Source organism: Mesorhizobium sp. M0047 (assembly GCF_040323315.1).
GTDB lineage: Bacteria > Pseudomonadota > Alphaproteobacteria > Rhizobiales > Rhizobiaceae > Mesorhizobium.
The window spans coordinates 40,693-66,864 of the sequence record NZ_JAMYUW010000028.1; the positions used below are offsets into that span (position 1 = coordinate 40,693).

28 protein-coding genes and 2 pseudogenes are annotated in these 26,172 nt (G+C 62.8%); 17 read left to right on the forward strand and 13 right to left on the reverse strand.

Annotated elements, in window-relative coordinates; genetic code table 11:
- Positions 1-12: 12 nt before the first annotated feature.
- The 8 genes and pseudogenes from NKJ89_RS23660 to NKJ89_RS23695 all read left to right on the forward strand — a co-directional run bounded on the left by NKJ89_RS23660 (position 13) and on the right by NKJ89_RS23695 (position 6,867).
- Complete coding sequence (locus NKJ89_RS23660; protein ID WP_352606051.1) at positions 13-579, forward strand: hypothetical protein; 567 nt, start codon at positions 13-15, stop codon at positions 577-579.
- Positions 580-680: 101 nt separating this feature from the next.
- Positions 681-842 carry a DUF1328 family protein gene (locus tag NKJ89_RS23665; RefSeq protein ID WP_023758912.1) on the forward strand — a complete coding sequence of 54 codons (162 nt, stop codon included), beginning with the start codon at positions 681-683 and terminating at the stop codon, positions 840-842.
- A 72-nt stretch (positions 843-914) separates the two neighbouring features.
- Complete coding sequence (gene dapF, locus NKJ89_RS23670; RefSeq protein ID WP_352606053.1) at positions 915-1,799, forward strand: diaminopimelate epimerase; 885 nt, start codon at positions 915-917, stop codon at positions 1,797-1,799.
- Positions 1,799-3,112: a tRNA (N(6)-L-threonylcarbamoyladenosine(37)-C(2))-methylthiotransferase MtaB gene (gene mtaB / locus NKJ89_RS23675; protein ID WP_352606055.1), complete on the forward strand. Its 1,314-nt coding sequence runs from the start codon at positions 1,799-1,801 to the stop codon at positions 3,110-3,112. Before dapF ends, mtaB begins: the two co-directional genes overlap by 1 nt.
- Before the next feature lie 12 nt (positions 3,113-3,124).
- Complete coding sequence (gene ftsY / locus NKJ89_RS23680; protein ID WP_352606057.1) at positions 3,125-4,951, forward strand: signal recognition particle-docking protein FtsY; 1,827 nt, start codon at positions 3,125-3,127, stop codon at positions 4,949-4,951.
- 61 nt (positions 4,952-5,012) lie between these two features.
- The gene (locus NKJ89_RS23685; RefSeq protein WP_352606058.1) at positions 5,013-5,669 is read left to right on the forward strand and encodes a septation protein A; all 657 of its coding nucleotides are present in this window, start codon (positions 5,013-5,015) and stop codon (positions 5,667-5,669) included.
- A gap of 9 nt (positions 5,670-5,678) precedes the next feature.
- Positions 5,679-6,298, forward strand: a pseudogene (locus NKJ89_RS23690) (pyridoxamine 5'-phosphate oxidase family protein).
- A 38-nt stretch (positions 6,299-6,336) separates the two neighbouring features.
- Positions 6,337-6,867 carry an NADPH-dependent FMN reductase gene (locus NKJ89_RS23695; RefSeq protein ID WP_352606060.1) on the forward strand — a complete coding sequence of 177 codons (531 nt, stop codon included), beginning with the start codon at positions 6,337-6,339 and terminating at the stop codon, positions 6,865-6,867.
- 113 nt (positions 6,868-6,980) lie between these two features.
- Here the strand turns inward: NKJ89_RS23695 and NKJ89_RS23700 are convergent, their stop codons facing one another.
- On the reverse strand, positions 6,981-7,190 hold the full coding sequence (locus NKJ89_RS23700) for a tautomerase family protein (RefSeq protein WP_352606062.1): 210 nt from the start codon (positions 7,188-7,190) through the stop codon (positions 6,981-6,983).
- Between the two features lie 204 nt (positions 7,191-7,394).
- Positions 7,395-8,315 (reverse strand): SMP-30/gluconolactonase/LRE family protein, encoded by a 921-nt coding sequence (locus NKJ89_RS23705; RefSeq protein WP_352606064.1) that lies wholly within the window; start codon positions 8,313-8,315, stop codon positions 7,395-7,397.
- A gap of 302 nt (positions 8,316-8,617) precedes the next feature.
- On the opposite strand from NKJ89_RS23705, the gene NKJ89_RS23710 reads away from it, so the two are divergent.
- Complete coding sequence (locus tag NKJ89_RS23710) at positions 8,618-8,785, forward strand: hypothetical protein (RefSeq protein ID WP_013528833.1); 168 nt, start codon at positions 8,618-8,620, stop codon at positions 8,783-8,785.
- Positions 8,786-8,946: 161 nt separating this feature from the next.
- Here the strand turns inward: NKJ89_RS23710 and NKJ89_RS23715 are convergent, their stop codons facing one another.
- The 4 genes from NKJ89_RS23715 to ccmA form a co-directional block, all read right to left on the reverse strand.
- On the reverse strand, positions 8,947-9,522 hold the full coding sequence (locus NKJ89_RS23715; RefSeq protein ID WP_023758921.1) for a DsbE family thiol:disulfide interchange protein: 576 nt from the start codon (positions 9,520-9,522) through the stop codon (positions 8,947-8,949).
- Positions 9,519-9,686 (reverse strand): heme exporter protein CcmD, encoded by a 168-nt coding sequence (ccmD, locus tag NKJ89_RS23720; RefSeq protein WP_023758922.1) that lies wholly within the window; start codon positions 9,684-9,686, stop codon positions 9,519-9,521. Before ccmD ends, NKJ89_RS23715 begins: the two co-directional genes overlap by 4 nt.
- A gap of 180 nt (positions 9,687-9,866) precedes the next feature.
- Positions 9,867-10,532: a heme exporter protein CcmB gene (gene ccmB / locus NKJ89_RS23725; RefSeq protein WP_023758923.1), complete on the reverse strand. Its 666-nt coding sequence runs from the start codon at positions 10,530-10,532 to the stop codon at positions 9,867-9,869.
- 196 nt (positions 10,533-10,728) lie between these two features.
- Positions 10,729-11,355 carry a heme ABC exporter ATP-binding protein CcmA gene (ccmA, locus tag NKJ89_RS23730; RefSeq protein WP_352606066.1) on the reverse strand — a complete coding sequence of 209 codons (627 nt, stop codon included), beginning with the start codon at positions 11,353-11,355 and terminating at the stop codon, positions 10,729-10,731.
- A 285-nt stretch (positions 11,356-11,640) separates the two neighbouring features.
- On the opposite strand from ccmA, the gene acnA reads away from it, so the two are divergent.
- Positions 11,641-14,331 (forward strand): aconitate hydratase AcnA, encoded by a 2,691-nt coding sequence (gene acnA, locus NKJ89_RS23735; protein WP_352606068.1) that lies wholly within the window; start codon positions 11,641-11,643, stop codon positions 14,329-14,331.
- Positions 14,332-14,414: 83 nt separating this feature from the next.
- On the opposite strand, the gene NKJ89_RS23740 is transcribed toward acnA, so the two are convergent.
- The gene (locus tag NKJ89_RS23740; RefSeq protein WP_352606070.1) at positions 14,415-15,086 is read right to left on the reverse strand and encodes a ceramidase domain-containing protein; all 672 of its coding nucleotides are present in this window, start codon (positions 15,084-15,086) and stop codon (positions 14,415-14,417) included.
- A gap of 172 nt (positions 15,087-15,258) precedes the next feature.
- Here NKJ89_RS23740 and NKJ89_RS23745 point away from each other — a divergent pair, with 172 nt between their 5' ends.
- Together NKJ89_RS23745 and NKJ89_RS23750 are read left to right on the forward strand one after the other, a co-directional pair.
- Positions 15,259-16,029 carry a DUF1223 domain-containing protein gene (locus NKJ89_RS23745; RefSeq protein ID WP_352606072.1) on the forward strand — a complete coding sequence of 257 codons (771 nt, stop codon included), beginning with the start codon at positions 15,259-15,261 and terminating at the stop codon, positions 16,027-16,029.
- A 424-nt stretch (positions 16,030-16,453) separates the two neighbouring features.
- Positions 16,454-16,840: a DUF2794 domain-containing protein gene (locus NKJ89_RS23750; protein WP_023758928.1), complete on the forward strand. Its 387-nt coding sequence runs from the start codon at positions 16,454-16,456 to the stop codon at positions 16,838-16,840.
- A 135-nt stretch (positions 16,841-16,975) separates the two neighbouring features.
- Here the strand turns inward: NKJ89_RS23750 and NKJ89_RS23755 are convergent, their stop codons facing one another.
- The 4 genes from NKJ89_RS23755 to NKJ89_RS23770 form a co-directional block, all read right to left on the reverse strand.
- The gene (locus NKJ89_RS23755; RefSeq protein WP_352606074.1) at positions 16,976-17,554 is read right to left on the reverse strand and encodes a GNAT family N-acetyltransferase; all 579 of its coding nucleotides are present in this window, start codon (positions 17,552-17,554) and stop codon (positions 16,976-16,978) included.
- A 161-nt stretch (positions 17,555-17,715) separates the two neighbouring features.
- Positions 17,716-18,495: a Bax inhibitor-1/YccA family protein gene (locus tag NKJ89_RS23760; protein WP_023758930.1), complete on the reverse strand. Its 780-nt coding sequence runs from the start codon at positions 18,493-18,495 to the stop codon at positions 17,716-17,718.
- 227 nt (positions 18,496-18,722) lie between these two features.
- Complete coding sequence (locus tag NKJ89_RS23765; RefSeq protein WP_352606076.1) at positions 18,723-21,272, reverse strand: ABC transporter permease; 2,550 nt, start codon at positions 21,270-21,272, stop codon at positions 18,723-18,725.
- Positions 21,272-21,967: an ABC transporter ATP-binding protein gene (locus tag NKJ89_RS23770; protein ID WP_352606078.1), complete on the reverse strand. Its 696-nt coding sequence runs from the start codon at positions 21,965-21,967 to the stop codon at positions 21,272-21,274. The genes NKJ89_RS23765 and NKJ89_RS23770 overlap by 1 nt, the downstream gene beginning before the upstream one ends.
- A gap of 88 nt (positions 21,968-22,055) precedes the next feature.
- Here NKJ89_RS23770 and NKJ89_RS23775 point away from each other — a divergent pair, with 88 nt between their 5' ends.
- Complete coding sequence (locus tag NKJ89_RS23775) at positions 22,056-22,700, forward strand: arylesterase (RefSeq protein ID WP_352606080.1); 645 nt, start codon at positions 22,056-22,058, stop codon at positions 22,698-22,700.
- A 129-nt stretch (positions 22,701-22,829) separates the two neighbouring features.
- Entirely contained in the window at positions 22,830-23,426 is a 597-nt protein-coding gene (gene thpR / locus NKJ89_RS23780) for an RNA 2',3'-cyclic phosphodiesterase (protein ID WP_352606082.1), read from the forward strand.
- Here the strand turns inward: thpR and NKJ89_RS23785 are convergent.
- Positions 23,330-23,766: pseudogene (locus NKJ89_RS23785) on the reverse strand (low molecular weight protein-tyrosine-phosphatase). The gene thpR and the pseudogene NKJ89_RS23785 overlap by 97 nt on opposite strands.
- Positions 23,767-23,940: 174 nt before the next feature.
- Here NKJ89_RS23785 and NKJ89_RS23790 point away from each other — a divergent pair.
- The 3 genes from NKJ89_RS23790 to NKJ89_RS23800 all read left to right on the forward strand — a co-directional run bounded on the left by NKJ89_RS23790 (position 23,941) and on the right by NKJ89_RS23800 (position 25,676).
- The gene (locus NKJ89_RS23790) at positions 23,941-24,234 is read left to right on the forward strand and encodes a 4a-hydroxytetrahydrobiopterin dehydratase (protein WP_023758936.1); all 294 of its coding nucleotides are present in this window, start codon (positions 23,941-23,943) and stop codon (positions 24,232-24,234) included.
- A gap of 308 nt (positions 24,235-24,542) precedes the next feature.
- The gene (locus NKJ89_RS23795) at positions 24,543-24,905 is read left to right on the forward strand and encodes a YkvA family protein (RefSeq protein WP_023758937.1); all 363 of its coding nucleotides are present in this window, start codon (positions 24,543-24,545) and stop codon (positions 24,903-24,905) included.
- A gap of 267 nt (positions 24,906-25,172) precedes the next feature.
- Positions 25,173-25,676 (forward strand): invasion associated locus B family protein, encoded by a 504-nt coding sequence (locus NKJ89_RS23800; RefSeq protein ID WP_023758938.1) that lies wholly within the window; start codon positions 25,173-25,175, stop codon positions 25,674-25,676.
- A 161-nt stretch (positions 25,677-25,837) separates the two neighbouring features.
- Here the strand turns inward: NKJ89_RS23800 and NKJ89_RS23805 are convergent, their stop codons facing one another.
- Positions 25,838-26,137 carry a hypothetical protein gene (locus NKJ89_RS23805; RefSeq protein ID WP_023758939.1) on the reverse strand — a complete coding sequence of 100 codons (300 nt, stop codon included), beginning with the start codon at positions 26,135-26,137 and terminating at the stop codon, positions 25,838-25,840.
- Positions 26,138-26,172 lie beyond the last annotated feature (35 nt).

Consider the following 26,172-nt stretch of genomic DNA (forward strand, 5'->3'; position numbering starts at 1 on the left):
AGGGGAATTCAGATGAAATCGATCGTGGCAGTTCTGATGGCGCTGGCGTTTTCGACGCCATCCGCTTTCGCAGGCGAAATCGGCGACCGCGCCACCGAGGCCGAAAAACTGCTGCAGTCGGGTGACGGCGCCGGCGCGCTGGACAAATTCCGCGGCGCGGAGGAAGCCTTCTGGCAAGCGATGCCGCTGACCGTCCAGAATGTCAAACAGGTCGATTCCGCAAGCGGTTTCGGCATCTACAGCGAGCGTGCCAATCGCATCTACAAACCTGGCGAGAAGATCGTGCTCTATATGGAGCCTGTTGGCTACGGCTATGGCACGGACGGTCTTGGCAACAGCATGATCGCACTTTCCGTCGACATCACCGTCGTTTCAGCGGCCGGCGAGACCCTCGGGACAAGTGAGAAGGTCGGCCGTGTCCAGGTCGCCTCCCGCTCACACAACCGCGAACTGTTCTTCAAGCTGGACCTCTCCCTCGACGGCTTGCCGCCCGGCAAATACCGGTGCGACTTTCTCATGCATGACGAGAATTCGAGCAAGACGGCGCCCTTCACCACCGATATCGAGATCGCCGGCTAGGTCGGTCAACGGGCAGCGGCCTCGCAAGCCGACGGGAACCCAAGCGCGGCAACCGCGTTTTTCATACGGTTTCAAAATCTATCGGTTTGCGAGGCATTCCCATGCTCAAATGGATTGTCATTTTGCTGATCATCGCCGCGGCGGCGAGCCTGCTCGGCATGCCGGCGCTGGCAGGTGCTGCCGCAACCGGTGCGCGCATCCTCATCGGCATCGTTCTGATCATCTTCCTGTTGATGGTACTCGGCATTTTCGCGGTGACGTAAAGTGGCTCCGCACTGGTAATTCCTGCCCGTTTCCGCCATATAGCGCCAATCGGACACGGAATTTTCGGAGCAATGGCCAGCACCGCCCCATTCGCCAAGATGAACGGCATCGGCAACGAGATCATCGTTGCCGACATGCGTAGCCGTGCCGATCGGGTGACGGCGGCCGCGGCAATCGCGCTGAACGCGGATGCCGCGACAAGGTTCGACCAGATCATGGCGATCCACGACGCCAGGACGCCGGGCACCGCCTTTTTCATCGACATATTGAATTCCGACGGAACCAGCGCGCAGGCCTGCGGCAACGGCATGCGCTGCGTTGTCCAGGCGCTCGCCGCCGAGACGGGCCAGAAGACCTTCACCTTCGAGACCGTGGCCGGCATTCTTAACGCGCGCGAACATGCCGACGGCTCGATCTCCGTCGATATGGGCATACCGCGCTTCGGCTGGCAGGACATTCCGCTGGCCGAGGAATTCCATGACACCCGCATGATCGAGTTGCAGATCGGCCCGATCGACGCGCCGGTGCTGCATTCACCCTCTGTCGTCTCGATGGGCAATCCGCACGCCATCTTCTGGGTCGATCGCGACGTCTGGTCCTACGAGCTCGACCGTTTCGGCCCGCTGCTCGAGAACCATCCGATGTTTCCCGAACGGGCCAACATCACCATCGCTCAGGTCACCTCACCCGAAACCATGGTCATCCGCACATGGGAGCGTGGCGCCGGCCTGACCAAGGCCTGCGGCTCGGCCTCCTGCGCCGCAGTGGTCGCAGCCGCCCGCACCAACCGGACCGGCCGCAGCGTCAGCCTGTTGACGCCCGGGGGCGGCACGCTGCATGTCGAATGGCGCGGCGATGACCACGTCATCCTCACCGGTGCCGCCGAATGGGAATTTTCCGGCAGCTTCGATCCGGCGGCTGGAACATGGGCCCGCGACACCGAAAGCGCGGCCTGATGTCCGCTCTGTCCAAGAGCCCGGTGTCCAAGGGCATCGATGTGGTGACCTTCGGCTGCCGGCTGAACACCTATGAATCGCAGGTGATGCGGCGCGAGGCCGAAAGTGCCGGCCTCGGTGCGCTGGAAGGCGGCGCCGTGATCTTCAACACCTGCGCCGTCACCGGCGAAGCCGTGCGCCAGGCCAAACAGGCGATCCGCAAGGCGCGCCGCGACAACCCGCAAGCCCGCATCATCGTCACCGGCTGCGCCGCGCAGACCGAGCCTGAAAAATTCGCCGCCATGGACGAGGTCGATCTCGTGCTCGGCAACGAGGAGAAGCTGAAGGCGAACTCCTATCGCGCACTGCCGGATTTCGGCGTCAACGACACCGAGAAGGCGCGTGTCAACGACATCTTTTCGGTGCGCGAAACCGCCGGCCATCTGGTCGACGCCATCGAGGGCCGCGCGCGCGCCTTCGTTCAGGTGCAGAACGGCTGCGACCACCGCTGCACCTTCTGCATCATCCCTTACGGCCGCGGCAATTCGCGCTCGGTGCCGATGGGCGCCGTGGTCGATCAGGTCAAGCGGCTCGCCGGAAACGGCTATGCCGAGATCGTGCTGACCGGTGTCGACATGACCAGTTTTGGCGCCGACCTGCCGGGCGCGCCGAAGCTCGGCAGACTGGTAAAAACCATCCTCAGGCAGGTGCCCGATGTGAAGCGCCTACGGCTGTCCTCGATCGATTCTATCGAGGCCGACGACGATCTGCTCGACGCCATCGCCTCCGAGCCCAGGCTGATGCCGCATCTGCATCTGTCGCTGCAGTCGGGCGACGACATGATCCTGAAGCGCATGAAGCGCCGGCACAATCGAGATCAGTCGATCCGCTTCTGCGAGGACGTTCGCAAGCTGCGCTCCGGCATCGTCTTCGGCGCCGACATCATCGCCGGCTTCCCGACCGAGACCGACGAAATGTTCGAGAACTCGGAAAAAATCGTCGAGGAGTGTGGCCTGACCCATCTCCACGTTTTCCCCTTCAGCCCGCGCGACGGCACGCCTGCCGCGCGCATGCCGCAGCTCCGCCGAGAATTGGTCAAGCAGCGCGCCGCCCGGCTGCGCGCCGCGGGTGACGCTGCCTATGTCAGGCATCTGTCATCGCTTTCCGGAACCCGTCAGTCGATCCTGATCGAGCGCGACGGACTTGGCCGAACCGAAGGGTTTACGCTTGCCGCACTCGGCACGGGCGCACCGGGCGAAATCATCGAGGCCGATATATCGGGCCACGATGGTGCCCGGCTGATCGCGACGCCCCTTTCCGCCCGCGCGGCCTGAGAAACGCAAAGCATGGCTGGTTTTTTCAAGAAGATATTTTCGTTCGGCAAGAAGGAGGTGGTCGAGGAGCGGGTCGACGAAACCGCCCCTTTGCCGCCGATCAAGTGGGAAGCACTCGATGCGCTGAAGCCGGCGGCCGAGCAGGTCGTGCCGGAGTTTTTGAAGCGCGACGAGCTGGAGCCCGAGGCGGAGACTGCGCCGACGCCGACGGTTGAGCCGAAGGTGATCCCTGCGACGGAACCGGCGCCTGTCGAGGAGCCGGCGCCCGAACCGGCACCTTCGATCCCGCCAGCGCCGGAGCCTACCGTTCCGCCGGCGCCGGAACCTCTGCCGAAGCCCGAACCGGGAGAAGAACCCGCGCCTGAGACGCCTGCCGAGCCGCCGGCGCCCGAGGAAATACCAACACCTCCCGCCGTCCCGGAACCTGCCCCCAAACCTCAGCCGCAAGAGGTACCGCCACCCGCGCCGGCCGAGCCGGAGATCGTTCCGTCACGCCCGGAAAAGCAACCGGAACCGGCCCCGGTCGAAGTGCCGGTGCCGCCGGTCGAGGTTCCACCGGCAGAGACACCAACTCCGATCGAGGTGCCGACGCCGGCGCCGGCCCCTCAGCCACCATCAGACTTCGAAGAAGAAGCCTCAACGCTGACGCCCGCCTCGCTCCGTCCTTCACGGGGAGAGGGTAAGGGTGAGCGGCAGCGCGAACCTGCACAAGGCGTGGCAGCGAGTGAACCGGAAGCTCCGCCGGCCGAAATCGCACCTCCCATTCGCCAGCCTGCGCCGATCGAATCGCAGCCGGTCATGGCCGAGATCGCGCCCGAACCGCAGGCCGTCCCCGCGCCAAAATCCGTTCCTGGCAAGGTAACCGTCACCAGGAAGGTCGAGCAGAAGGCAGAGCCGCAGAAGGCACCGGAGCCGGCGCCGAGGCGCTCATGGTTCCAGCGCATGAAGGACGGGCTTGCCCGTTCGTCCAAGGAACTGACCGGCAACATTGCCGGGGTCTTCACCAAGCGCAAGCTGGACGAGGAGACGCTGCAGGATCTAGAGGACGTGCTGATCCGTGCCGATCTCGGCATGGAGACCGCGCTGCGCGTCACCGATGCGCTGGCCGCCAGCCGCTACGGCAAGGATGTCTCCGACACCGAGGTTCGCGCCATCATGGCGGCCGAGGTGGAGAAGGTGCTGACCCACGTCGCCATGCCGCTGGAGCTAGACCTGTCCCACAAGCCGCATGTCATCCTGGTCGTTGGCGTCAACGGCACCGGCAAGACCACGACCATCGGCAAGCTTGCCGCCAAGCTCACCGATGGCGGCCTGTCGGTGATGCTCGCCGCCGGCGACACGTTCCGCGCCGCCGCGATCGAGCAGTTGAAGATCTGGGGCGAGCGGACGAAATCGCCTGTCATCGCCTCCAAGCTCGGCGCCGATGCCGCCGGCCTCGCTTATGACGCCTTCGAGAAGGCCAAGGACGCCGGCTCCGACGTGCTGATCATCGACACCGCCGGCCGCCTGCAAAACAAGACCGAGTTGATGGCGGAGCTCGAAAAGATCGTCCGCGTGCTCGGCAAGCTCGATCCGGAAGCGCCGCACACCGTGCTGCAAACGGTCGATGCCACCACCGGCCAGAATGCACTCAACCAAGTCGAAATCTTCCGCAATGTCGCCGGCGTCAACGGCCTTGTGATGACCAAGCTGGACGGCACGGCGCGCGGCGGTATTCTGGTGGCGATCGCGGCGAAGCACAAATTGCCGGTCTATTTCATCGGCGTCGGCGAACAGGTCGACGACCTCGAACCGTTCTCGGCAAGCGAATTCGCCAGGGCGATCGCTGGAGTTGCCTAACAAGCATGTCCCAAAAAGTTGCAGCCTTTTTGGATCGGATCCTGCGTAAGAAAGAGCTTCCATGAACCCACCCATTCTCGAACGCGATCCGTCCGATCCGCAAAAACAAAAGAAGGAAGGCGTCAATCCGCTGCTCAAGCTGGTGTTGGAGCTGGGGCCGTTGATGGTGTTCTTCTTCACCAATGCGCGCGGCGCCTGGCTAGTGCAGAAATTCCCTGTCCTGGCCGAGTTCGGCGGCCCGATCTTCGTCGCCACCGGCCTGTTCATGGCCGCCACGGCAATCGCGCTGATCGCCTCATGGCTGCTGATGCGCACCTTGCCGATCATGCCGATGGTGTCGGGCGTCGTCGTCTTCATCTTCGGCGCGCTGACGCTCTATCTGCAGGACGACATCTTCATCAAGATGAAGCCGACCATCGTCAACACGCTGTTCGGTGGCGTGCTGCTTGGCGGCCTCTACTTCGGCAAGTCGCTGCTTGGCTATGTCTTCGATTCGGCCTTCAGCCTCGATGCCGAAGGCTGGCGCAAGCTGACCTTTCGCTGGGGCCTGTTCTTCCTGTTCCTGGCCCTTGCCAATGAGGTGGTGTGGCGGAATTTTTCCACCGACGCCTGGGTTACCTTCAAGGTCTGGGGCATCATGCCGATCACGCTTCTGTTCACCTTTAGCCAGATGCCGCTGATCCTGCGCCATTCGCTTGAGGACAAGACCGGGAAATAGGAGAGGGCCGTGGAATTCGTCACCACGCGCGACGAACTGAGGACGATCTACAAGACGCCGCGACCGACCGACGGCTCGATCCGTAAGGAATTGAAAGCGCTCGACGGCCATTGCCGCTCCTTCATTGGCAAGAGCCCGTTCGTGCTGATCGGCTCATCCGACGGCGCCGGCAATGCCGACGTGACGCCGAAAGGTGACAAACCGGGCTTTGCCGCCGTGCTCGACGACACCACCATCGCCATTCCGGACCGACCCGGCAACAACCGGCTCGACACGCTGGAGAACATCCTCCTCCATCCTCGGTCGGACTGCTCTTCCTCATTCCCGGCATGAACGAGACGCTGCGCGTCAACGGCGAGGCCCGCATCACCGTCGACGGGGGCCTTCGCGAGCGGCTTGCCATCGACGGCAAGGAACCGCAAAGCGTCGTCGTGGTCACCGTCAAGGCCGCCTACATGCATTGCGCCAAGGCCTTCATGCGCTCGGATTTGTGGAAGCCGGAGACCTGGTACGACCGCGCGACGCTGCCGACGCTCGGCCAAATCCTGCGCGATCAGTTGGCGGTTGCCGATTCGGCCGAGGCGACCGACCGCTGGCTCGATGAGGAATATAAGCAGACGATGTGGTAGGTTTTTCGGACGACGATTCGTCCGCCCGGTTTCCTGCCTTGCTGAACATCCTTGCCATCTCCGGCAGCCTGCGGGCGGCCTCCACCAATTCGGCCCTGATCGCGGCACTGGCGTGCAATGCGCCGACCGGCTGTCGCATCGCCATCTATGACGGGCTTGGCCGTCTGCCGATCTTCAATCCCGACGATGAGGGCGAGCGGACGCCGCTCGAAGCCGCCGAACTGATCGACGCCGTCACCCGTGCCGACGGCGTTATCATCTCCTGTCCCGAATATGCCCACGGCGTGCCCGGCGTACTGAAGAACGCCCTCGACTGGCTGGTCTCGCGCGACGCCGCCGTCGCCAAGCCCGCCATGCTGGTGCACGCCTCGCCACGCTCGCTGTTTGCCCGCGCCGCATTGGCCGAGATCATGCACACCATGTCGTTCGCGCTTTGCGACGATGTGCTGGAGATTGCCCTGCTCGGCAAGAAGCCGGCGGAGGTGGAAGCCATTCTGGCCGAGCCGGAAAAACGGCTGGCGATGCATGATGCGCTGAATGCTTTCGCGGATTTCATTCGCGCGCGTTGATGCTGAGCGGCCATCACCGCGCTTCATCATCCTAGGGCGGAGCAAGGAGCGCAGCGACGCGGCGCAGACCCTAGGATGACGAAGGCGTGGGGCTGGGCCGCCATGCCTTCGAACTACTTCTTCCCCCTCAATGTCTCCACATCCGTCTTCCCGACATACCAGTCACGCGCATTGACCTCCTCGAAGACCACCCAGATATCGTCATTGCCAAGGCCCGTGGCGTCCATGATGGCCGCCGTGACCTTCTTGGCGATATCCGCCTTCTTGCCCGCCGGATCGGCGGCGATCACTTCCTTGACGATGCGGATGTTGACGAATGGCATGACGTCCTCCCCTTCGATTTGTTGACTGTCGGTATGAGACTGTTTCGAAATTCGCTCTGGCGAGTCATATGGTGGTGGTTTCGAGAACCGGAGCGCAGCGGACATTTGGGTCCGTGAGCTCAGTTCTACTGCGCTGACGCAGTAGAACGGGGAAGCGCAGAAAACGCCATCAGATGGCCGCCAGAGTAGAATTTCCAAACAGTCTCAATAGGTCTTGGCGCCGTTGACCATGAGCCGCACCATGTAGAGCGAGGTCGTGCCTGCGATGTAGAGGCAATTCAGCTTGTTGCCGCCGAACACGCAATTGGCGGTCACCTCCGGCACCTTGATCTTGCCGATCAGCGTGCCGTCCGGATCGTAGCAATGGATGCCGTCGGCAGCACTTGTCCAGATGCGTCCGTCCTCGTCGAGGCGGAAGCCGTCGAACAGGCCGGCGGTGCAGTCGGCGAAGATCTTTTCGCCCGACACCTTCTTGCCGCCCTTGCCGACATTGAACACCCGCAAATGCGCCGGGTTCTGCGCGCCATGCGTGCGGCCGGTGTCGGCGACATAGAGCTTGCTCTCGTCAAGCGAGAAAGCCAGCCCGTTGGGCCTGACCATGTCAGTGATAACGGCTTCGACGTCGCCGGTGCCGGGATCGACCCGGTAGACATGGCAGGCGCCGATTTCGCTGTCGGCCTTGTCGCCTTCATAGTCGGTGTCGATGCCGTAGCTCGGATCCGTGAACCAGATCGAGCCGTCCGACTTCACCACCGCGTCGTTGGGCGAGTTCAGCCGCTTGCCCTTCCATTTGGCGGCGATGGTGGTGACCGAGCCGTCGAACTCGGTGCGGCTGACGCGGCGGCCCGAATGCTCGCAAGTCACCAGCCGGCCCTGCCGGTCGACCGTATTGCCGTTGGAGTTGCCGGATGGTTGCCGGAAGACGCTGACATTGCCGTCGGTCTCGTCATAGCGCAGCATGCGGTTGTTGGGGATGTCGGACCAGACGACATAGCGGCCGGCGGCGAACCAGGCCGGTCCTTCCGCCCACTGGCATCCGGTGAACAGCTTCTCGACCTGCGCGTTGCCGTTGAACAGGCGTGCGAAGCGTGGATCGAGAACTTCATAATAGTCTGCGGCCGCCATACTTTTCCTCCCGGCATCACGTGAGATCGGATCAAGCCAGCCGGCGATCGATATGGCAAGATCGATCCGTGAAATCGTCCGCGGTCTCCTTCAGACGTGATTGAGGGAATGCGGGTTGATCGCGGTTAACTTGGGTTAAGTCGGCTTAACTCGGGTAAATGTGGCTTTAACCGGCTATGCGCTGGACGCAATGGTGCATTGCAACATCTTCTTTTTGCAATGCACCATTACTATGTCATGCTTCGTATCGATCAAGGGAGGAATAACGGCCGCGCAAATGCGGCGCCATAAGGAACCTTGCTATGATCCTCGACAGTCTCATGACCCGCGCTCGCAACAGCATTGCCAAGCGCAAACACTACAACCGCCTTGTCGCCGAAATCGACAGCTTTTCCAGCCGCGATCTGGCCGACATGCGCGCCGACCGCTCGGAAATGCTCTACCAGATCCACAAGCAGATCTACGGCTGATCTCAGGTCTCTCGTGATACGCGCCGCCAAGGCGCGTTGAGATTCAGGTCAGGCCGAGCCGAGAATGGTGGGTTCCGAGACCCGGCGCGGAGCGTACTTTTGGGTACGTGAGCACAGGAAGCGCAGGAAGCCGCCGTTCGTAGGCCGGCATCACCTGAATATCAACGTGCCGCCAGCGCCTTTTCAATCTGTGGCAGCAAAAGATCCCTCGCCGTCTCGGGCGTCAGCGGACCGACATGCTTGTAGGCGATCTTGCCGTCCTTGCCGATGACGAAGGTTTCCGGCACGCCGTAGACACCCCAGTCGATCGCCGCGCGGCCGGCTTCGTCGACCCCGATCGCCTGAAACGGATTGCCGAGATCGCCGAGGAACCGGCGGGCGTTTTCCGGCTGGTCCTTATAGTTTAGCGCCGCCAGGACAAAACGCTTGTCCTGCGACAGCGCCAAAAGCACCGGATGCTCTTCGCGGCACGGCGCGCACCACGATGCAAAGACATTGACCAATGTGACCTTGCCGGCGAAGGCTTTCGAATCGAGCCCCGGCAGGTTGCTGCCTTCGAGCGCCGGCAGGCTGGTCTGCGGCGCCGGCAGGCCGATCAGCGCCGACGGCACCTCCGAAACGTCGCGCCCCGATAACAGTTGCGACAGGAACAGTCCGGCCAGGCCGAGGAAAATCAGCAGCGGCAAGAGCACGAACAGGCGGCGACGGGGTGTCGGCGTTTCCGTTTCTGTGCTCATGATTTGGCCACCTTGTCGGAGCGGCGCCGCACGCCGGCCGCCTCCAGTTCGGCGAGCTCGCGTTTTCGAGCCCGCTGGTCGAGCAGGATCCAGCCGATCAGCCCGATCAGCACCACGGCGGTGATGCCATAAGCTGCGGTCACATAAAGTGCGTGCGCGCTCATGACTGCCGCTCCATCGACGACGTCCTTCCTTGCAACCGCATCCTTCCGTCTCGCCCGATCATACCTTCCCATAACGGCGTGCTGGCAGCTTCGCAATCGGCTGCCGCGCCGCCGCCTCCGAACTTATAGGATCGCTGCGCCGCGACCCCTTGATGTCGCGCAAATCATGACTGATGTCACTCAATCCGTGCCGTGGCGCAGCGCCAGCGCCGCCGAGACTGGACCCAGCACTGCAAGAAACAGTGTCAGCGCGGCAAGAATGAGGAAGGGTTGCAGAAACGGGTCGGGATTGGCCGTCGCGCCATAGCTCGCCGAAACGCCGAAGATCAGCACCGGAATGGTCAGCGGCAGCACCAGTACCGAGATCAGTAGCCCGCCACGCGGCAGCGCCACCGCCACCGCCGCACCGGCGGCACCGATAAAGGTGATTGCCGGGGTGCCGACCAATAGGGTCAGCGCCGTGGCGCCGATGCCGAGCGGCTCCATGTTCATGAACAGGCCGAGCAAGGGAGCGGCGATGACAAGCGGCAAGACGCTGCCCGCCCAATGCGCCAGGCATTTGGTCAGCACCGTCAAGGCCAGCATGTTGCGATCATTGCCGAGCACCAGCAGATCGAGCGAGCCGTCCTCGCGGTCGGCCTGAAACAGCCGGTCGAGGCCGAGCAGGCAAGACAGCAGCGCGCCGATCCACAGGATCGCCGGGCCGATGCGGGCAAGCAGCTTGAGATCCGGTCCGACCCCGAACGGGATGGTGGCGATGACGGCGAGGAAGAAGATGACGCCGGTCAACGCGCCGCCGCCGGCACGGATGTTGAGGCGGATGTCGCGCAGGAAGAGCGCTAGCATGATTTGAGATGCCTTCGCCCAGGCACCCCCCTCTGTCCTGCCGGACATCTCCCCCTCAAGGAGGGAGATTGGCAGTTCATGCGTCTCGCCAGCCTTCGGACGTTGGAGACTAGCGAAAACCGAGGTGACATCCGATCTCCCCCCTTGAGGGGGAGATGCCCGGCAGGGCAGAGGGGGGCGCCGTAGAGCGCCGACATCACCCTGCTACCCCCATCACCAATTCCGCCGCGCCTTCGATCCCCAGCGGCAGATGCGTGGCCGCAACAATCATCCCGCCCTCTTTACAATGCCTCATCATCAACCCCGAAAACCGCGCCTCCGAAGCCCTGTCCAACCCGGCCGTCGGCTCATCCAGCAGCCACAGCGGCCGATGACTGACCAACAGTTTGGCGATAGCCGCGCGGCGCCGCTGCCCGGTCGACAGATAGCCGAACGGCAGATGGCCGATGCCACCAAGCCCGACCGATTCAAGCGCCTCTTCGACGTCCAGTTGCCCATCGCCGTTGAAATCGCGCCAGAAGCGCAGGTTCTCCGCCACGCTCAGTGCCGGCTTCATTGCGTTCTGGTGGCTAAGGTAATGGCAGGCCGAGGCGATGGACGGAAACGCCTCGCCCCCATCTTCGATCTTCGTAACACCTTCGATCTTCACGCTGCCCTCCGCCACCGGAAGCAGCCCGGCGATGACTCGCAGCAAGGTCGATTTGCCCGATCCGTTCGGCCCTGTGACGACAAGCGCCTGGCCGTCCTCCAAGGCAAAGCCGATGCGCGAAAACACCGTGTCGCCGCCGCGTTCGCCGCCTAGATTTTCGGCGATCAGCCGCATTCGTCGCCTGCCTTGAAAACCATGTCTCGCGACAGTTGCCGCATCGCACAAATTTGCTCTCCAACTGTCTAGAACTATTCCAGAAAATTCTCTATATGCGGTGCATCCGTGCCAGCGGTCGGCGCGGGAACAGAATTAGCGCCGAACCAGCGCACGCGCCGCCTTGAACGGCTCGGGTTGCTTGGGAACGGACAGCGGAAATGGCCGTACCCGCACCTTTGCGCGTGATTGCATGCCATCGGCGTCCGTTCCCTTTCAGGCTGAACAGACAAGGACGGATCGCACGTGTCAAAATCCCTCGACAGTTTCAATTGCCGCCGCACGTTGACCGCGGGCGGCGCGGAATATGCCTATTTCGACCTCATCGAGGCCGAGAAGAACGGCCTCACCGGCATCTCCCAGCTGCCCTATTCGATGAAGGTGCTGCTGGAGAACCTGCTGCGCAACGAGGACGGCCGCTCCGTAACCAAGGAGAGCATCCAGGCAGTTGCCGGCTGGCTGACCGACAAAGGCACTGCGGGTGTCGAGATCGCCTATCGCCCGGCCCGCGTGCTGATGCAGGATTTCACCGGCGTTCCGGCTGTGGTCGACCTTGCCGCCATGCGCGACGCCATGGCCTCGCTCGGCGGCGATCCGCAGAAGATCAACCCGCTGGTGCCGGTCGACCTCGTCATCGACCATTCCGTCATCGTCGACGAATTCGGCACGCCGCTGGCCTTCGCCCGCAATGTCGAGCTCGAATATGAACGCAACGAGGAACGCTACAAGTTCCTGAAATGGGGCCAGCAGGCGTTCCGCAACTTCCGCGTCGTGCCGCCTGGCACCGGCATCTGCCACCAGGTCAACCTCGAATATCTCGGCCAGGTGGTGTGGACCAACACCGAGGACGGCGAAACCACCGCCTATCCCGACACCTGCGTCGGCACCGATTCGCACACCACCATGATCAACGGCCTTGGCGTGCTCGGCTGGGGCGTCGGCGGCATCGAGGCCGAGGCGGCCATGCTCGGCCAGCCGGTCTCCATGCTTTTGCCCGAAGTCATCGGCTTCCGTCTGACCGGCAAGCTCAAGGAAGGCGTCACCGCCACCGATCTCGTGCTCACCGTCACGCAGATGCTGCGCAAGAAGGGCGTCGTCGGCAAGTTCGTCGAGTTCTTCGGCCCGGGCTTGTCCAACATGACACTGGCCGACCGCGCCACCATCGGCAACATGGCCCCCGAATACGGCGCCACCTGCGGCTTCTTCCCGGTCGATTCGGAAACCATCCGCTACCTCACAATGTCCGGCCGCAGCGAGGACCGCATCGCGTTGGTCGAGGCCTATGCAAAGGCGCAAGGGCTGTGGCGCGAGACCGGCTCGACCGATCCGGTGTTCACCGACCTGCTCGAACTGGAGCTCGGCTCCGTCGTGCCGTCGATGGCCGGTCCCAAGCGGCCCGAAGGCCGCGTTGCGCTGGAAAGCATCCCGGCAGGCTTCGCCAAGGCGATGGAGACTGAATACAGGAAGGCGGCCGAGCTATCGAAACGCTATGCCGTCGAAGGCACCGATCATGATCTCGGCCATGGCGATGTTGTCATCGCCGCCATCACCTCCTGCACCAACACCTCGAACCCAAGCGTGCTGATCGGCGCTGGCCTCCTGGCCCGCAACGCCAACCGCCTCGGGCTGAAGCAGAAGCCATGGGTGAAGACCTCGCTGGCCCCCGGCAGCCAGGTAGTCGCCGAATATTTGGAGAAATCCGGCCTGCAGAAGGAGCTCGACCAGATCGGCTTCAACCTGGTCGGCTTCGGCTGCACCACCTGCATCGGCAATTCCGGCCCGTTGCCGGCGCCGATCTCCAAGACCATCAACGACAAGGGCCTGATCGCCGCCGCGGTCTTGTCCGGCAACCGCAACTTCGAAGGCCGCGTCTCGCCCGACGTGCAGGCGAACTATCTGGCGTCGCCGCCGCTGGTCGTCGCGCACGCGCTGGCCGGAACCGTCACCAAGGACCTCACGACAGAGCCGCTCGGCGAGGACAAGAACGGCAACCCGGTCTACCTCAAGGATATCTGGCCGAGTTCGGCCGAGATCCAGGAATTCATCGAAAAGAACGTCACCCGCGAGCTGTTCGCCCGCAAATATGCCGACGTCTTCAAGGGCGATGAATATTGGCAAAACGTCAAGGCGCCGGAAGGCCAGACCTATGCCTGGGACGACAACTCTACCTATGTGCAGAACCCACCCTACTTCGCCGGCATGACATCAGGTTTCGGCAAGATCGGCGACATCAAGGGCGCTCGAGTGCTCGGCCTGTTCGGCGACAAGATAACCACCGACCACATCTCGCCGGCGGGTTCGATCAAGGCAGCCTCGCCGGCCGGCAAATACCTGACTGATCACGGCGTCGGCGTCGCCGACTTCAACCAGTACGGCACAAGGCGCGGCAATCACGAGGTGATGATGCGCGGCACTTTCGCCAACATCCGCATCCGCAACCACATGCTGGGCGAGAACGGCCGTGAGGGCGGCTACACCATCCACTACCCGTCGAAGGAAGAAGAATCGATCTACGACGCGGCGATGGAATACAAGAAGGAAGGCGTGCCGCTGGTCATCTTCGCCGGCGTCGAATACGGCAACGGCTCGTCGCGCGACTGGGCGGCCAAGGGAACCAATCTGCTTGGTGTCCGCGCGGTCATCGCCCAGTCCTTCGAGCGTATCCATCGCTCGAACCTGGTCGGCATGGGCGTCATCCCCTTCGTCTTCGAGGACGGCACCTCGTGGGCCTCGCTCAATCTCAGGGGTGACGAGTTGGTCGAGATCGATGGCTTGAGCACCATCAAGCCGCGCCAGACGATGATCGCCAAGGTCACTTACGGCGACGGCACGGTGAAGAACGTGCCGATCATCTGCCGCATCGATACGCTGGACGAGCTCGACTACTTCAAGAACGGCGGCATCCTGCAATACGTGCTGCGCGATCTGGCTGCTTAGGGAATAGGGACTAGGCAGTAGGGAATATGGGCCCCTACTGCCTACTGCCTACTGCCTACTGCCTACTGCCTACTGCCTACTGCCTACTGCCTAGCCTTCGGCGTCCCAAAACGCGCCGCTGCTGCCAGAAGCACGCCGAGCATCAGCCCGTTGAGGATGTGCCAGAGGAAGTGCGTGCCGAGCGGAAACCTGCCGCAGACCAGCGGATCGATCATCCGGCAGATGACGGACACCACGAAGATCGCCGAGCCAGCCAGATTGTACCAGCCGGCGCGATTGCCGCTCGCCGCCACCAGCGCGCCGAAGAAGGCGAGCGCCAGGAACGGCGGCAGATAGCCAGTCGTGCCGTTGGAGGCCTGACGCAGCCAGTCCGGCACGGCCACGGTTATCGCTCCGGCAATGACGTAGAAGGCAATGAAGATGGCGATGGCCTTGCCCCATCGCATGGCGAGGAAGCGGCGCAGGTTGAACCACGTATAGGCCAGCGTGAAGCCGGCGATCGGCAGCACGTCGGCCCAGACCGTGCCCTTGGTGGCAAACGTGTGGAAGATCGTCGAGCCGATGCCGATCGCCACCACCCACCAGGCCAGCACTTCGGCGAAGGTCCCCGTGCCCAGCCTTCGTACCTCGCGCACGCCCCACAGGCCTGCGGCGATGAAGGCGAGGTTTGTCAGCGCATTGATCGGCTCGGACCAGAATTCCGGCCCGGTCCGCTCGCAATAGAGATCGACCGGCGTCAAAAAAGTTTGCCACATCGTGATTGCCGCCCGAATCGCTTCCATCCTGAAGCGCAGAGCTTCTCCTATTGTGCCGTCGCGGTCGGCTGCAACGGCAAAATTTCACCGCAACGTGACTTCCCGTTGACTTCCGCTTCTGCCACATATTTTAGCAATCAAGATAAAGCCGGCACCACCGGCGGGAATCGGAATGGCCATGGCCTCGCGAAAATCATTGTGGCTGGCAGCCCTTGCGCTGGCCTTCTCGGCGTTTGCCGGCGCCGGGCGTGCCGACGAGTCCGAAAGGCCCCAGATCGAAAGACCACTGGGCGTGGTCGAGCTGTTCACCAGCCAGGGCTGCACTTCCTGCCCGCCGGCCGATGTGTTGTTTGCCGAGTTCGCCGCCCGGGAAGACATCGTCGCGCTCGCCTATCACGTCGACTACTGGGACTATCTCGGCTGGCAGGACACGCTGAGCCGCAAGGAGAACACCGAGCGGCAATATGAATATATGCGCGCCTTCGGCAGCCGCTCCGTCTATACGCCGCAGGCCGTCATCAACGGCCGCGTCCACGTCAACGGCGGCAGCCGCGGCGAGGTCGATGGCGCGCTCGCCCGCATGGCCAGGAGCGGCGAGGGCATGCGCGTCGTCATCAAGGTCAGCCGCACCAGCGACCGCGTCATGATCGACACCGGCGATGCCGGCAGCGGTCCCAGCGATGCCCATGTCGTCATCGTCTATTTCGACCCGCCGCAGACGATCAAGATCGGCGAGGGCGAGAACACCGGCCGCAAGATGACCTACTGGAACGCGGTCACCGGCATCCAGACCGCCGGCATGTGGCACGGCAAGGCGCAGCGCTACGAACTGCCGATGAGCGAGATCACCAAGAAGGGCGGCTGTGCCGTGCTGCTGCAGTCGGTCGGCAAGGATGGCCTGCCCGGTCCCATTCTCGGCGCTGCGTTTATTCACAAGCCTTAGAAGCCACTTCCCTTCTCCCACAAGGGGAGAAGGAAATTGCCCCAGACATGAAAAAACCGACGCCAGCTTGCTTCTGACGTCGGTCATTTAGGTTTTGGGATCGTCGCACCCGGTTCTTCCTAAGAAGAACCGAGGTTGGTTCGATCCGACGCAGACCCGTGGGCGGGGGGCTTGGGGTTTACGAGCCGGTGCCGGACCGAACCGTCTCAGGCAACGCCGGTAAATTCGTCGGACATTGGGGCATGAGCGCGGATAAAAAAAGGCAGAAATGTGGCGAAGCATCACCAATTCCAACAAGGCGTTTCATAAAAGTGACTGGACGTTGCGAAAACAGCGCAGTGCCGCCCTGCTTCGCCGGCCCTTGCAATTCAACCGCGAACACGCCAACTTTGGTTGGCAAAGATTCATTTTGAAGGATCGAGGCATGACCGATGACAGCGGCGGGACTGGGGATGGGGACGCATCCGCAATATTGATCCCGCTGCACGAGGCGCGACACGCGCGCCTCGATCAGCCGGTGCGGTTCGACCGGCGTGAGCTGGACCAGATCCTCAGGCTCTACGGACGCATGGTCGCCGCCAACGAATGGCGCGACTACGCCATCGATCATCTCACCGACCGTGCCGTGTTTTCCGTATTTCGCCGCACCAGCGAAGTACCGCTGTTCCAGATCGTCAAGGATCCGAAACTGGCCCGCAAGCAGGGCGCCTTTGCCGTCATCGCCGCCGGCGGCCGCATCTTGAAGCGCGGCCAGGAACTCGGCCGCGTGCTTGGGATATTCGACAGCAAGCTGAAGCTGGTCGAAGCCTGAACTGGAGGCAGGGGAATTGATGAGCTGGAGAATTGAAGAACTGATGAACTGAGAAGCCCAGCGCGATTCATTAGCCGCTGTTTCTCTTATTCTTCAGTTCATCAATTCTTCAATTCCTCAGTTCATTTCCTCAGTTCATTTCCCTCCAAGCCCCTCGCGGAACTTCCGCTCCGGCAGCGATTCGGGATCGGGCGGCGCCGATGCCCCGCCATTCAGCGACAGTTGCATGAACACCGTGTCCAGCCAGCGCCCGTGCTTGTAGCCGGAACCTACAAGGCGTCCCGAATGGCGAAACCCGAGCTTCTCGTGCAGTCGTACCGAGGCGCTGGCGGCATGGCCATCGCCGATCACCGCGATGATCTGGCGAAAGCCTGCTGCTTCCACCGCCTCGATCAGGCTTTGCATCAGCTTGAGCCCTACGCCCTGGCCCTTGGCCTCCGGCGCGATATAAACCGAGTCCTCGACGATGAAGCGGTAGGCGGGGCGCGGCCGAAAGGCACCGGCATAGGCATAGCCGAGCACGGTACCGTTCTTTTCCGCCACCAGATAGGGAAAGCCGCCGGCCATCAAACTGTCGAATCGGAAGCCCATCTCCGCGCGGCTGGGCGCCTCCAGCTCATAGCTCGCCGTGCCTTGAGTCACCGCGTCGGCATAGATTTCCGTGATCCGATCGAGGTCGGCCGCTGTCGCGAGCCGTATCGTGACATTGCTCATTCTCTATCCGCGCCCTTGTCTGCCTTCGATAACAGCAAAGGCCGGTATAAAAGAAAAGGGCGGCCGTTGGGCCGCCCTTTGGAACTCGATGGTCCAGTCAGAACATGATCTCTAAAAGCTGAAACCGATCTTCGGAAAAGATCCGGTCCAGCTTAAAAAGCCTAGCGGCGGTCGCCCATGAACTGCAGCAGGAACATGAACAGGTTGATGAAGTCGAGATAGAGCCTCAAGGCGCCCATGATGGCTTTGCGGCCGGCGACATCCGAAGCATCGCCCTCGAAATACATCTCCTTGATGTTTTGCGTGTCATAGGCGGTGAGGCCGGCGAAGATCAGCACGCCAGCCGCCGACACGGCGAAGGACAGCGCCGACGAGTGCAGGAAGATGTTGATCACCGACGCGATGATGATGCCGAACACGCCCATGATCAGGAACGAACCCATCGCCGTCAGGTCACGCTTGGTGGTGTAGCCGAACAGCGACAGCGCGCCGAAGGCCGCGGCCGTGGCGAAGAAGGTCTGCGAAATGCTGGCCGTGGTGTAAACCAGGAAGATCGACGACAGCGACAGGCCGACAAGGCCCGCATAGACCCAGAAGGTAGTCTGCGCCGCCGAAACGCTCATCGACTGAACGCGGAACGACAGGAACATCACCGCCGCGAGCGGGGCAAAGATCACGACCCATTTCAGTGGCGAGCCGAAGATCGCATAGCCGAAGGAGGTCAGCATTTCGCCGCTTGACAGCGTCGCGACAGCCGAAGCCGGATCGGTGGTGGTGGCCAACATGATCGTGCCGACAGCGGCAAGACCGGTGATGAGGAGGCCAAGCCCCATCAGATTGTAGACCTTGATCATGTAAGCGCGCAGGCCCTGATCGATGTCAGCACCGACACCGACGCCGGGCACGGCGCGCGTCTGGTAGTTGCGAATGGGATCAGCCATTGAAGTCCTCTATTGCTTCTGCCCCGTCCGGTGTCAGGTCCTTTCAGACCCAGGCGCCGCTGGCAGGGCTCCAGCATGCCTGTCGCGAAATATGATGGTTATTCGCGTCAAGAACAAGACCGTAACCGGATGTAACGGTTCGTGAGACAACGAAGCGTCGATTTTCCGGCTTCCCAGACGGAATTCTTACCAAGATTTAATCCGGGATGGCCGCGCCGTGCCCGAGATCACAGGTTGCGCAGCACCGGTGCTGCCTTGTGGCCGAGCACCCGCCAGGTGCCGGCGAGACCAATGCCGACCGTGATCACCAGCGAGAACAGAATGGTTGCCACCGCCACCTCGGGCATGAAATGCGACGGCAATGTCATGATGCGCGCGACGACGAACCAGGCCGCAGCACTGCCCGCGGCCAAGGCGAAGATCGCGGTGGCGAGCCCGATCAGCATGTATTCGAGCGAGAAGGCCGATATCAGAGTCCTGCGTGTCGCGCCAAGCGTCTTCAGCACCACCGCGTCATGGATGCGCGCCCGGTTGCCGGCGGCAAGCGCGCCGGCCAGCACCAGCACCGACGCGATCAGCGCCACGCCGGCGGCCGCCCGGATCGCCGTGCCGAGCTGCCCGACCAGCCGGTTGACGACATCGAGCGCATCCTTGACCCGCACCGTCGTCACCGCCGGGAAGGCGCGGGTGACGGCATTGAGGATGCGAGCGTCGTCGGCCGGGGAGGCATTCTTTTCGGTCAGCGTCGCAATCCAGCCATGCGGCGCGCCCGCAAATGTGTTTGGCGAGAACACCATGACGAAATTGATGCCCATCGTTTCCCACTCGACCTCGCGGAAATTTGCGATCCTGGCCGTGACATTGCGGCCGAGCACATTGACGGTGATGGTGTCGCCGAGCTTCAGCCCGATCTCCTTGCCTTCCTGCGCCGAAAACGAGACCAGCGGCTCGCCGCTATAATTGTCCGGCCACCAGCTGCCTTCGGTCAGCGTCGCGTTTTGCGGCTGCCTGGCGTCGTAGGTCAGGCCACGATCTCCCTTCAGCACCCAGGCGCCTTGCGCCGGCACCTTCACCTTGTCGACATCGACGCCGTTCAGCGCCATCACCCGGCCGCGCAGCATCGGCACCTTGGCCAGCGTCCCCTGCGGCGCCTCCTTGCCGATCAGCGCCGAGAAGGAAGCGACATCGCTGCCCTGGATGTCGACGAAGAAGAAATTCGGCGCCCGTTCCGGCATACTGCCGGAGATCTGCCGCCTGAGATTGCCGTCGATCAGTGCCAGCGTCACCAGCAGCGTCAGCCCAAGTCCCAGCGACAGCACAACCGATGGCGTCAAGGCGCCGGGCCGATGGATGTTGCCGATGGCGAGCCGCAGCGCCACGAACCGCACACGCGGGCTCTTCCTGGCCGCCCATTGCACCAGCGCGCCGACAAGGCGCAGCACCAGGAAAGCGAAGATGGTGGCACCGACGAAGATCGAGGCGATACGCTGATCGTCCGAGGATAGAATTGCCAGTGCCGCCAGCAGCAGCGCAATGCCGAGTGCCGCCGCGACATAGACAGGTCGTGGAGAACCACGGCCTTCAAGCCCCATCTCACGAAACAGCGCGGTGGCCGGCACGTCGCGGGCGCGGCCGAGCGGCAGCAACGCGAAGGCCAGCGTCACCAGCAGACCGAACAGTGCCGCCATGCCGAGCGCGCCGGGATAGAAGCCGCCCTCCGCCGGCACCGGGATGGCCTGATGAAGAGCAGCGCCGGCCACGAACGGCATCAGCGCGCCAAGCACCAGGCCAAGCAGGATGCCGAGCGCGGCGATAATCAGGATCTGCACCAGATAGACGGCAAAGACAAAGCCACCCGAAGCGCCCAGGCTCTTGAAGGTGGCGATGACGCCGCGCTTGCCGTCGAGATAGGCGCGCACCGCATTGGCGACCCCGACGCCACCGACCACCAGCGCCGTCAACCCGACCAGCGTCAGGAACTGCGAGAAGCGCTCGATGTTGGACGACAGCGCGGGAGCGGCGTTGCTGCGCGTGCGGATCGACCAGCCGGCCTCCGGAAAATCCCTGGCCGCCTGGTCCTGGATGGCCCTGAGCCGCGCCTCGTCGGCGTCCGCCGGCAGGCGGACCTTGTAGGCATTTTCGACCAGGCTGCCCGGCTGGATCAAACCGGTGGCCGCCAGCCCTTCGGTCGAGATCATCAGCCGCGGCGCAAAGCCGAAGCCGTCGGAGACGGCATCCGGTTCGGCGGCCAGCCTGGCACGCAGTTCGAAAGTGGCGGTGCCGAGCTTCAGCCGGTCGCCGATCCTGAGATGCAGCCGCTCGAACAAGACGTCAGGGGCCGCGGCGCCGAAGACGCCGAACTCTTCACCGAACAGTTCCTGCTTCGACAATTCCGGTTCGATGTCCAGCGCGCCGTAGAGCGGGTAGGCATCGTCGACAGCCTTGGCCTCGACAAGCGCCTGGTCGGACCCGTCGGCGAGACGCGCCATCGAACGCATGCTGGCGGTTCTGGAAATCGCGCCCAGCCCGTCAAGAAAATTGCGTTCGGCCTTGCTGGCGTCACGCTGGTTGATCTGGAAGCGGAGATCGCCGCCAAGCAGCGTCTGGCCCTGATTGGCGACACCGGCGGTGATCGAACGCGCCACCGAGTTGACGCCGCCGATGGCCGCGACGCCGAGCGCGATGCAGGCGAGGAAGATGAGGAAGCCGGACAGGCCGCCTCGCATCTCGCGCAGCGAGAAGCGAACCGCGAGCCTCAGCGTCTGCGACAACGGCATCAAGCTGTCACCTTGGCGAGCGCCGGCGCTTCGATCCTGCCCGACCGCATCGAAACCTGGCGTGAACAACGCGCCGCAAGCGCCGGATCATGGGTGACCAGCACCAGCGTCATGCCGCGCTCGGCCGCCTTGGCAAACAATAGATCGGCGACTTGCCGCCCCGTCGCCTGGTCGAGGTTGCCGGTCGGCTCGTCAGCAATGAGAATGCGTGGCGACGGCGCCAGTGCGCGGGCTATCGCCACGCGCTGCTGCTCGCCGCCCGACAATTCGCCGGGATAGTGGGTGACGCGTTCGCTGAGGCCAACCGCCGCCAGCTCGCGCGCCGCAACCGAAAACGGATCGGCATGGCCGGCCAGCTCCAGCGGCACCGCGACATTTTCGAGCGCCGTCATGTTGGGAATGAGATGAAAGGATTGGAACACGATGCCAATGTTTCGGCCACGAAACGAAGCAATCTGGTCCTCGCTTTTGCCGTTGAGCAGCTCACCGGCAATTCGTACCGTACCCGAATCGACCCTTTCCAGGCCAGCCAGAACCATCAGCAATGTCGACTTGCCGGAGCCCGAGGGTCCGACGATGCCGGTCGCCTCGCCGGGCGCCACGTCGAGGCTGACGTCCTTCAGCACATGGACCAATGAGGCCCCCTCGCCAAGGGTCAGCGATACGTTTTTTAGCCCAATGACGGCTTCTGTCAAAATGAAAGCGTCCTATATGCGAGGATGAGGGTTCTGCTTGCCGGAAGCCGTCGCCGGAAAAATTCCTTGCTCATATGGGGCCTACCGCATGTCTTTCAAACGCAGGATTGCCGCAGGCCTCGTCGTTTTCCTCGCCATTTGCGGCGCCATGTCGTCGGCGCGTGCCGAGCCGTTCAAGATCGTCGGCTTCGGTGACAGCTTGATGGCGGGCTTCGGCCTTGGGCCAGGCCAGGGCTTTACCGACAGGCTGCAGGCAGCGCTTGGCGCCAAAGGCCATGATGTGACCGTCGCCAATGCCGGCGTCTCCGGCGACACGACGAGCGGCGGCCTGGCGCGGCTCGACTGGTCGGTGCCGGATGGCACGCAATTGGTCATCCTCGAACTCGGCGCCAACGACATGCTGCGCGGCGTTTCGCCCGACATCACCAGGAAGAACCTGGACGAGATGCTGGGCAGGCTGAAAGAACGCAAGATCGCCGTGCTTCTGGCCGGCATGCGCGCCGCGCCCAATCTCGGCGCGGACTACCAGAACGCCTTCGATGCCATATTTCCGGGCCTAGCCGACAAATACGACGTTGCGTTCTACCCGTTCTTTCTCGACGGCGTTGCCGGCCAGCCCGGCATGCAGCTCGAGGACGGCCTGCATCCGAGCGCGCAAGGCGTCGACCAGATGGTAGAACGTATCCTGCCGGCGGTCGAGAAGGCCATCGCGGCGGTGCCGGGCAGCTCATAAGGTGGGACTGGAGCTCTTTCCGTTAGGGAAGCTTTTTAACAGGGACTGTGACCAACAAACCTCTTGCCCCGTTTGACTATCGATGATTCGCTAGAGGTGACAGTTCGATTCGAGGAAGGGAGGCTCTTCATGCCGCGTCTTTTCACCGCCCTCGAAATACCGCGTGACGCTGCCCTTTCGCTGTCCCTGCTGCGGGGCGGCCTGCCCGGCGCCCGCTGGATCGATGTCGAGAACTACCATCTGACACTGCGCTTCATCGGCGATGTACCTGGTCACGTCGCCGACGAGATCGCCAACGCGCTCGACCGCGTCCACCGCCCTTCCTTTTCGCTGGCCCTGTCCGGCGTTGGTGCCTTCGGCCAGAAAAAGCCGCATGCCGTTTGGGCCGGCGTTTCCACCTCGCCCGATCTTGCCGCCCTTCAGGGCGAAATCGACCGCATCTGCCAGCGGCTCGGCATCCCAGCCGACCCCCGCAAGTTCATGCCGCATGTCACACTTGCAAGGCTGCGCAATTCGACCCCGCTGGACGTCGCCCAATATCTGTCGGCGCGCGGCAATTTCTTGACGCTGCCGTTTCGTATCGGTCGCTTCGTATTGATGTCGTCGCGCGATTCGGTCGGGGGCGGCCCCTACATCGTCGAGGAAGCTTGGCCGCTGTCGGGCACAGATGCCCGCGCCTCCAGCCTTGTCGCCAGCGCTTCCGATGCCTCGCGGATCATGCGGTAGACCGAAGCGAAAGCTTCCGCCCCGTCATAATAGGGATCCGGCACATCACGTGCCTTGCCGTCTGCGAATTCAAGGAACAGTTGCACCCGGTCGCGCATGGCTGCTGGCGCCAACGCTTTCAGGTCGGCGACATTCGACCGGTCCATGCCGAGAATCAGGTCGAAGTGGGAGAAATCCTCCGGCGTAACCTTGCGCGCCCTCTGTCGGGAAATGTCGACACCGTGACGCGCCGCAATCGCGATCGAGCGTGGATCGGGCGCCGCGCCGGCTTCCCAGCTGCTGGTGGCGGCTGAATCGAGCAGGATATTCCTGCCCAACCCACGCTCCGCCAGCACGGCACGAAAGACGCCCTCGCCAGTGGCGACCGGCAGATGTTGCCGAGGCAGACGAAAAGAATGGAATTTATGGGCTTTGCGCTCATCGATCCGACACTATGGTAGGGACTCCAGAGACGGTTTCGAAACTCGCCAGGGTTCCAGACAGTCTTTCAGCCGAAATAACACGGGAAGCTGACATGACGAGAGAAAAACTGGGCAAGGACGCAATCGCCGCCGCGTTGGTCGGGCTCGAAGGCTGGGCACCGGCTGCGGATGGTGCCTCCATCAAGCGCACGTTCACCTTCGCGAATTTCTCCGAGGCTTTCGCCTTCATGACCCGCGTTGCGCTCGCCGCCGAGAAGATGGACCATCATCCCGACTGGTCGAATGTCTACAAGACCGTCGACGTGACGCTCAACACCCACGATGCCGGCGGTGTGACCGCGCTCGATATCGATCTGGCCAAGAAGATGAACCGCTTTGCCGGTTAGGGAGGTCCAAACGTGCGCAACCCCAGCTTCGTCATCCACGGGCGAAGCAACGAGCGAAGCGACGCGGCGCAGACCCTAGAATGACGACGGGAGGGGCGTTTCCGCCAATCTCCAAAGAGGCGATTGCCAGCCTGACGAGCGCCTTTGTAGGCCGGCATCCCCCTGAACCGTTGGTCCGCGCGGCAAACGCCGATTCCGATTTTCGGGTCGAGGAATGGGCCGGTATCTTGCAGTAGGGGTCGCCTTTCACCACATTTCGCCTCGCCGACATGTGCCGGGTTGCGCATGAGTCCTGCTAGGAGACACTGATGGCGCGACAATCCGGTTTTGATTTCTTCGGCTTTGGCGGCAAGCTCGCCGACGAGAATGAAGTGCGCGAGAAATTCTGGCGGACAGCCAAGAAGGCCGCGCGGCAGATCCCGTTCATGGAAGAGGTCGTCGCCTCCTATTACTGCGCCATGGACAAGAACACGCCGCTGCGCGCCAAGGGCATTCTGCTGGCCGCGCTCGGCTATTTCGTGCTGCCGGTGGATGTCATCCCCGACTTCATCCTCGGGCTTGGTTTCACCGATGACATCGCCGTGCTCACCGCCGCGATCACCGCTGTCAGCGCCCACATCACCCCTGCGCACCGGCAGGCTGCCAAGGACGCCATCGCCGACAAGGGCTGAACAGGCGCACGAAAGCGCCATTTAGGCCGGTTTCGGCGGCGGCATGAAAGTCAAACTCTTGCCGCTTTCGTGGCCTCCAAGTCGCCAAAGGGACGTCGCGCCACTCGCTCGCAAGGCGGCGGCGCGGGAATGGCGGCGGTTTCCTCGGGGTGGGATTCCTTTCTCAAAGGAAATTCACTGTTTGGTAACCCAGATTAAATCAAAATGAAGCGACGGGCAGGACGCCGAGCCGGCCTGCCGCCGCACCTTTGGAATACGGGAAAAACGATGCGCGGATTGATTGCTATAGTTTCGAGCCTGGTCCTGGTCGCCGCGGCAGCGCCGGCACTGGCTCAGTCGGCGACCAAGATCGGCCAGCACAATGCCTGGGGCACCTACAGCTACCAGGCATCGGGCGGCAAGGTCTGCTATGTCCTGACCGTGCCGACCGACAAGCAGCCGCCGACGCTCGACCATGGCGACATGTTCTTCTTCGTCAGCCAGCGGCCCGGCCAGCAAGTGTCCTACGAGCCGCAATTCATCGCCGGCTACAATTTCCAGGAAGGCTCCAAGGCCACCGTCACCATCGACAAGAAGTCGTTCTCGATGTTCACGCGCGGCAAGTCGGCCTGGGTCGAGAACGCCGCCGAGGAGCCGGTGCTGATCGCCGCCATGAAGACCGGCACCGATATGAAGGTGACGGCGAAGTCCGGCCGCGGCAACCCGACCTCCTATGTCTTCTCGCTGAAGGGCATTTCGGCTGCGCTGACGTCGATCGCCAAGTGCAAATAGGCTGGCGCCCACCCCGATAGCCTATGGCGCAATAGCGAAGACCGGCTCCCCGAGGCCGGACATCAGCGCTTTAGATCAAAGGCCCGGCGGGGGATTTGGACCCCGCATCGGAATGACCCGCCGGCGTGTGCCGGCGGGTCTCGATCTTGACGGGTTCAGTCTTACATGGCCATTTTTTCACATTCGGCCTGAGCCTTTTTGGTCGACGTATCGATCATATACGCTTTGCCCTTGGCATCGGTCATCATCATCATGCAGTGCTTGATCGGCTTTGCCATCTTCATCATCTCGGCCGCCATCTTCGCATCCGGCTTCATGGTGCCCATGTGCCCATCCGGCATGATCGCCGTCACCTCTCCGCTCTTCATCATGGTCATTGTGCCCATCGCGTCTTCGGCAAATGCCTGCGAGGCGGAAAGGCCGACGAGGCCGGCAATGAGGGCTAGCTTGATAGAGTTCATTCTGCGTACTCCCATTTTGTAGAGGCAAAGTTGCC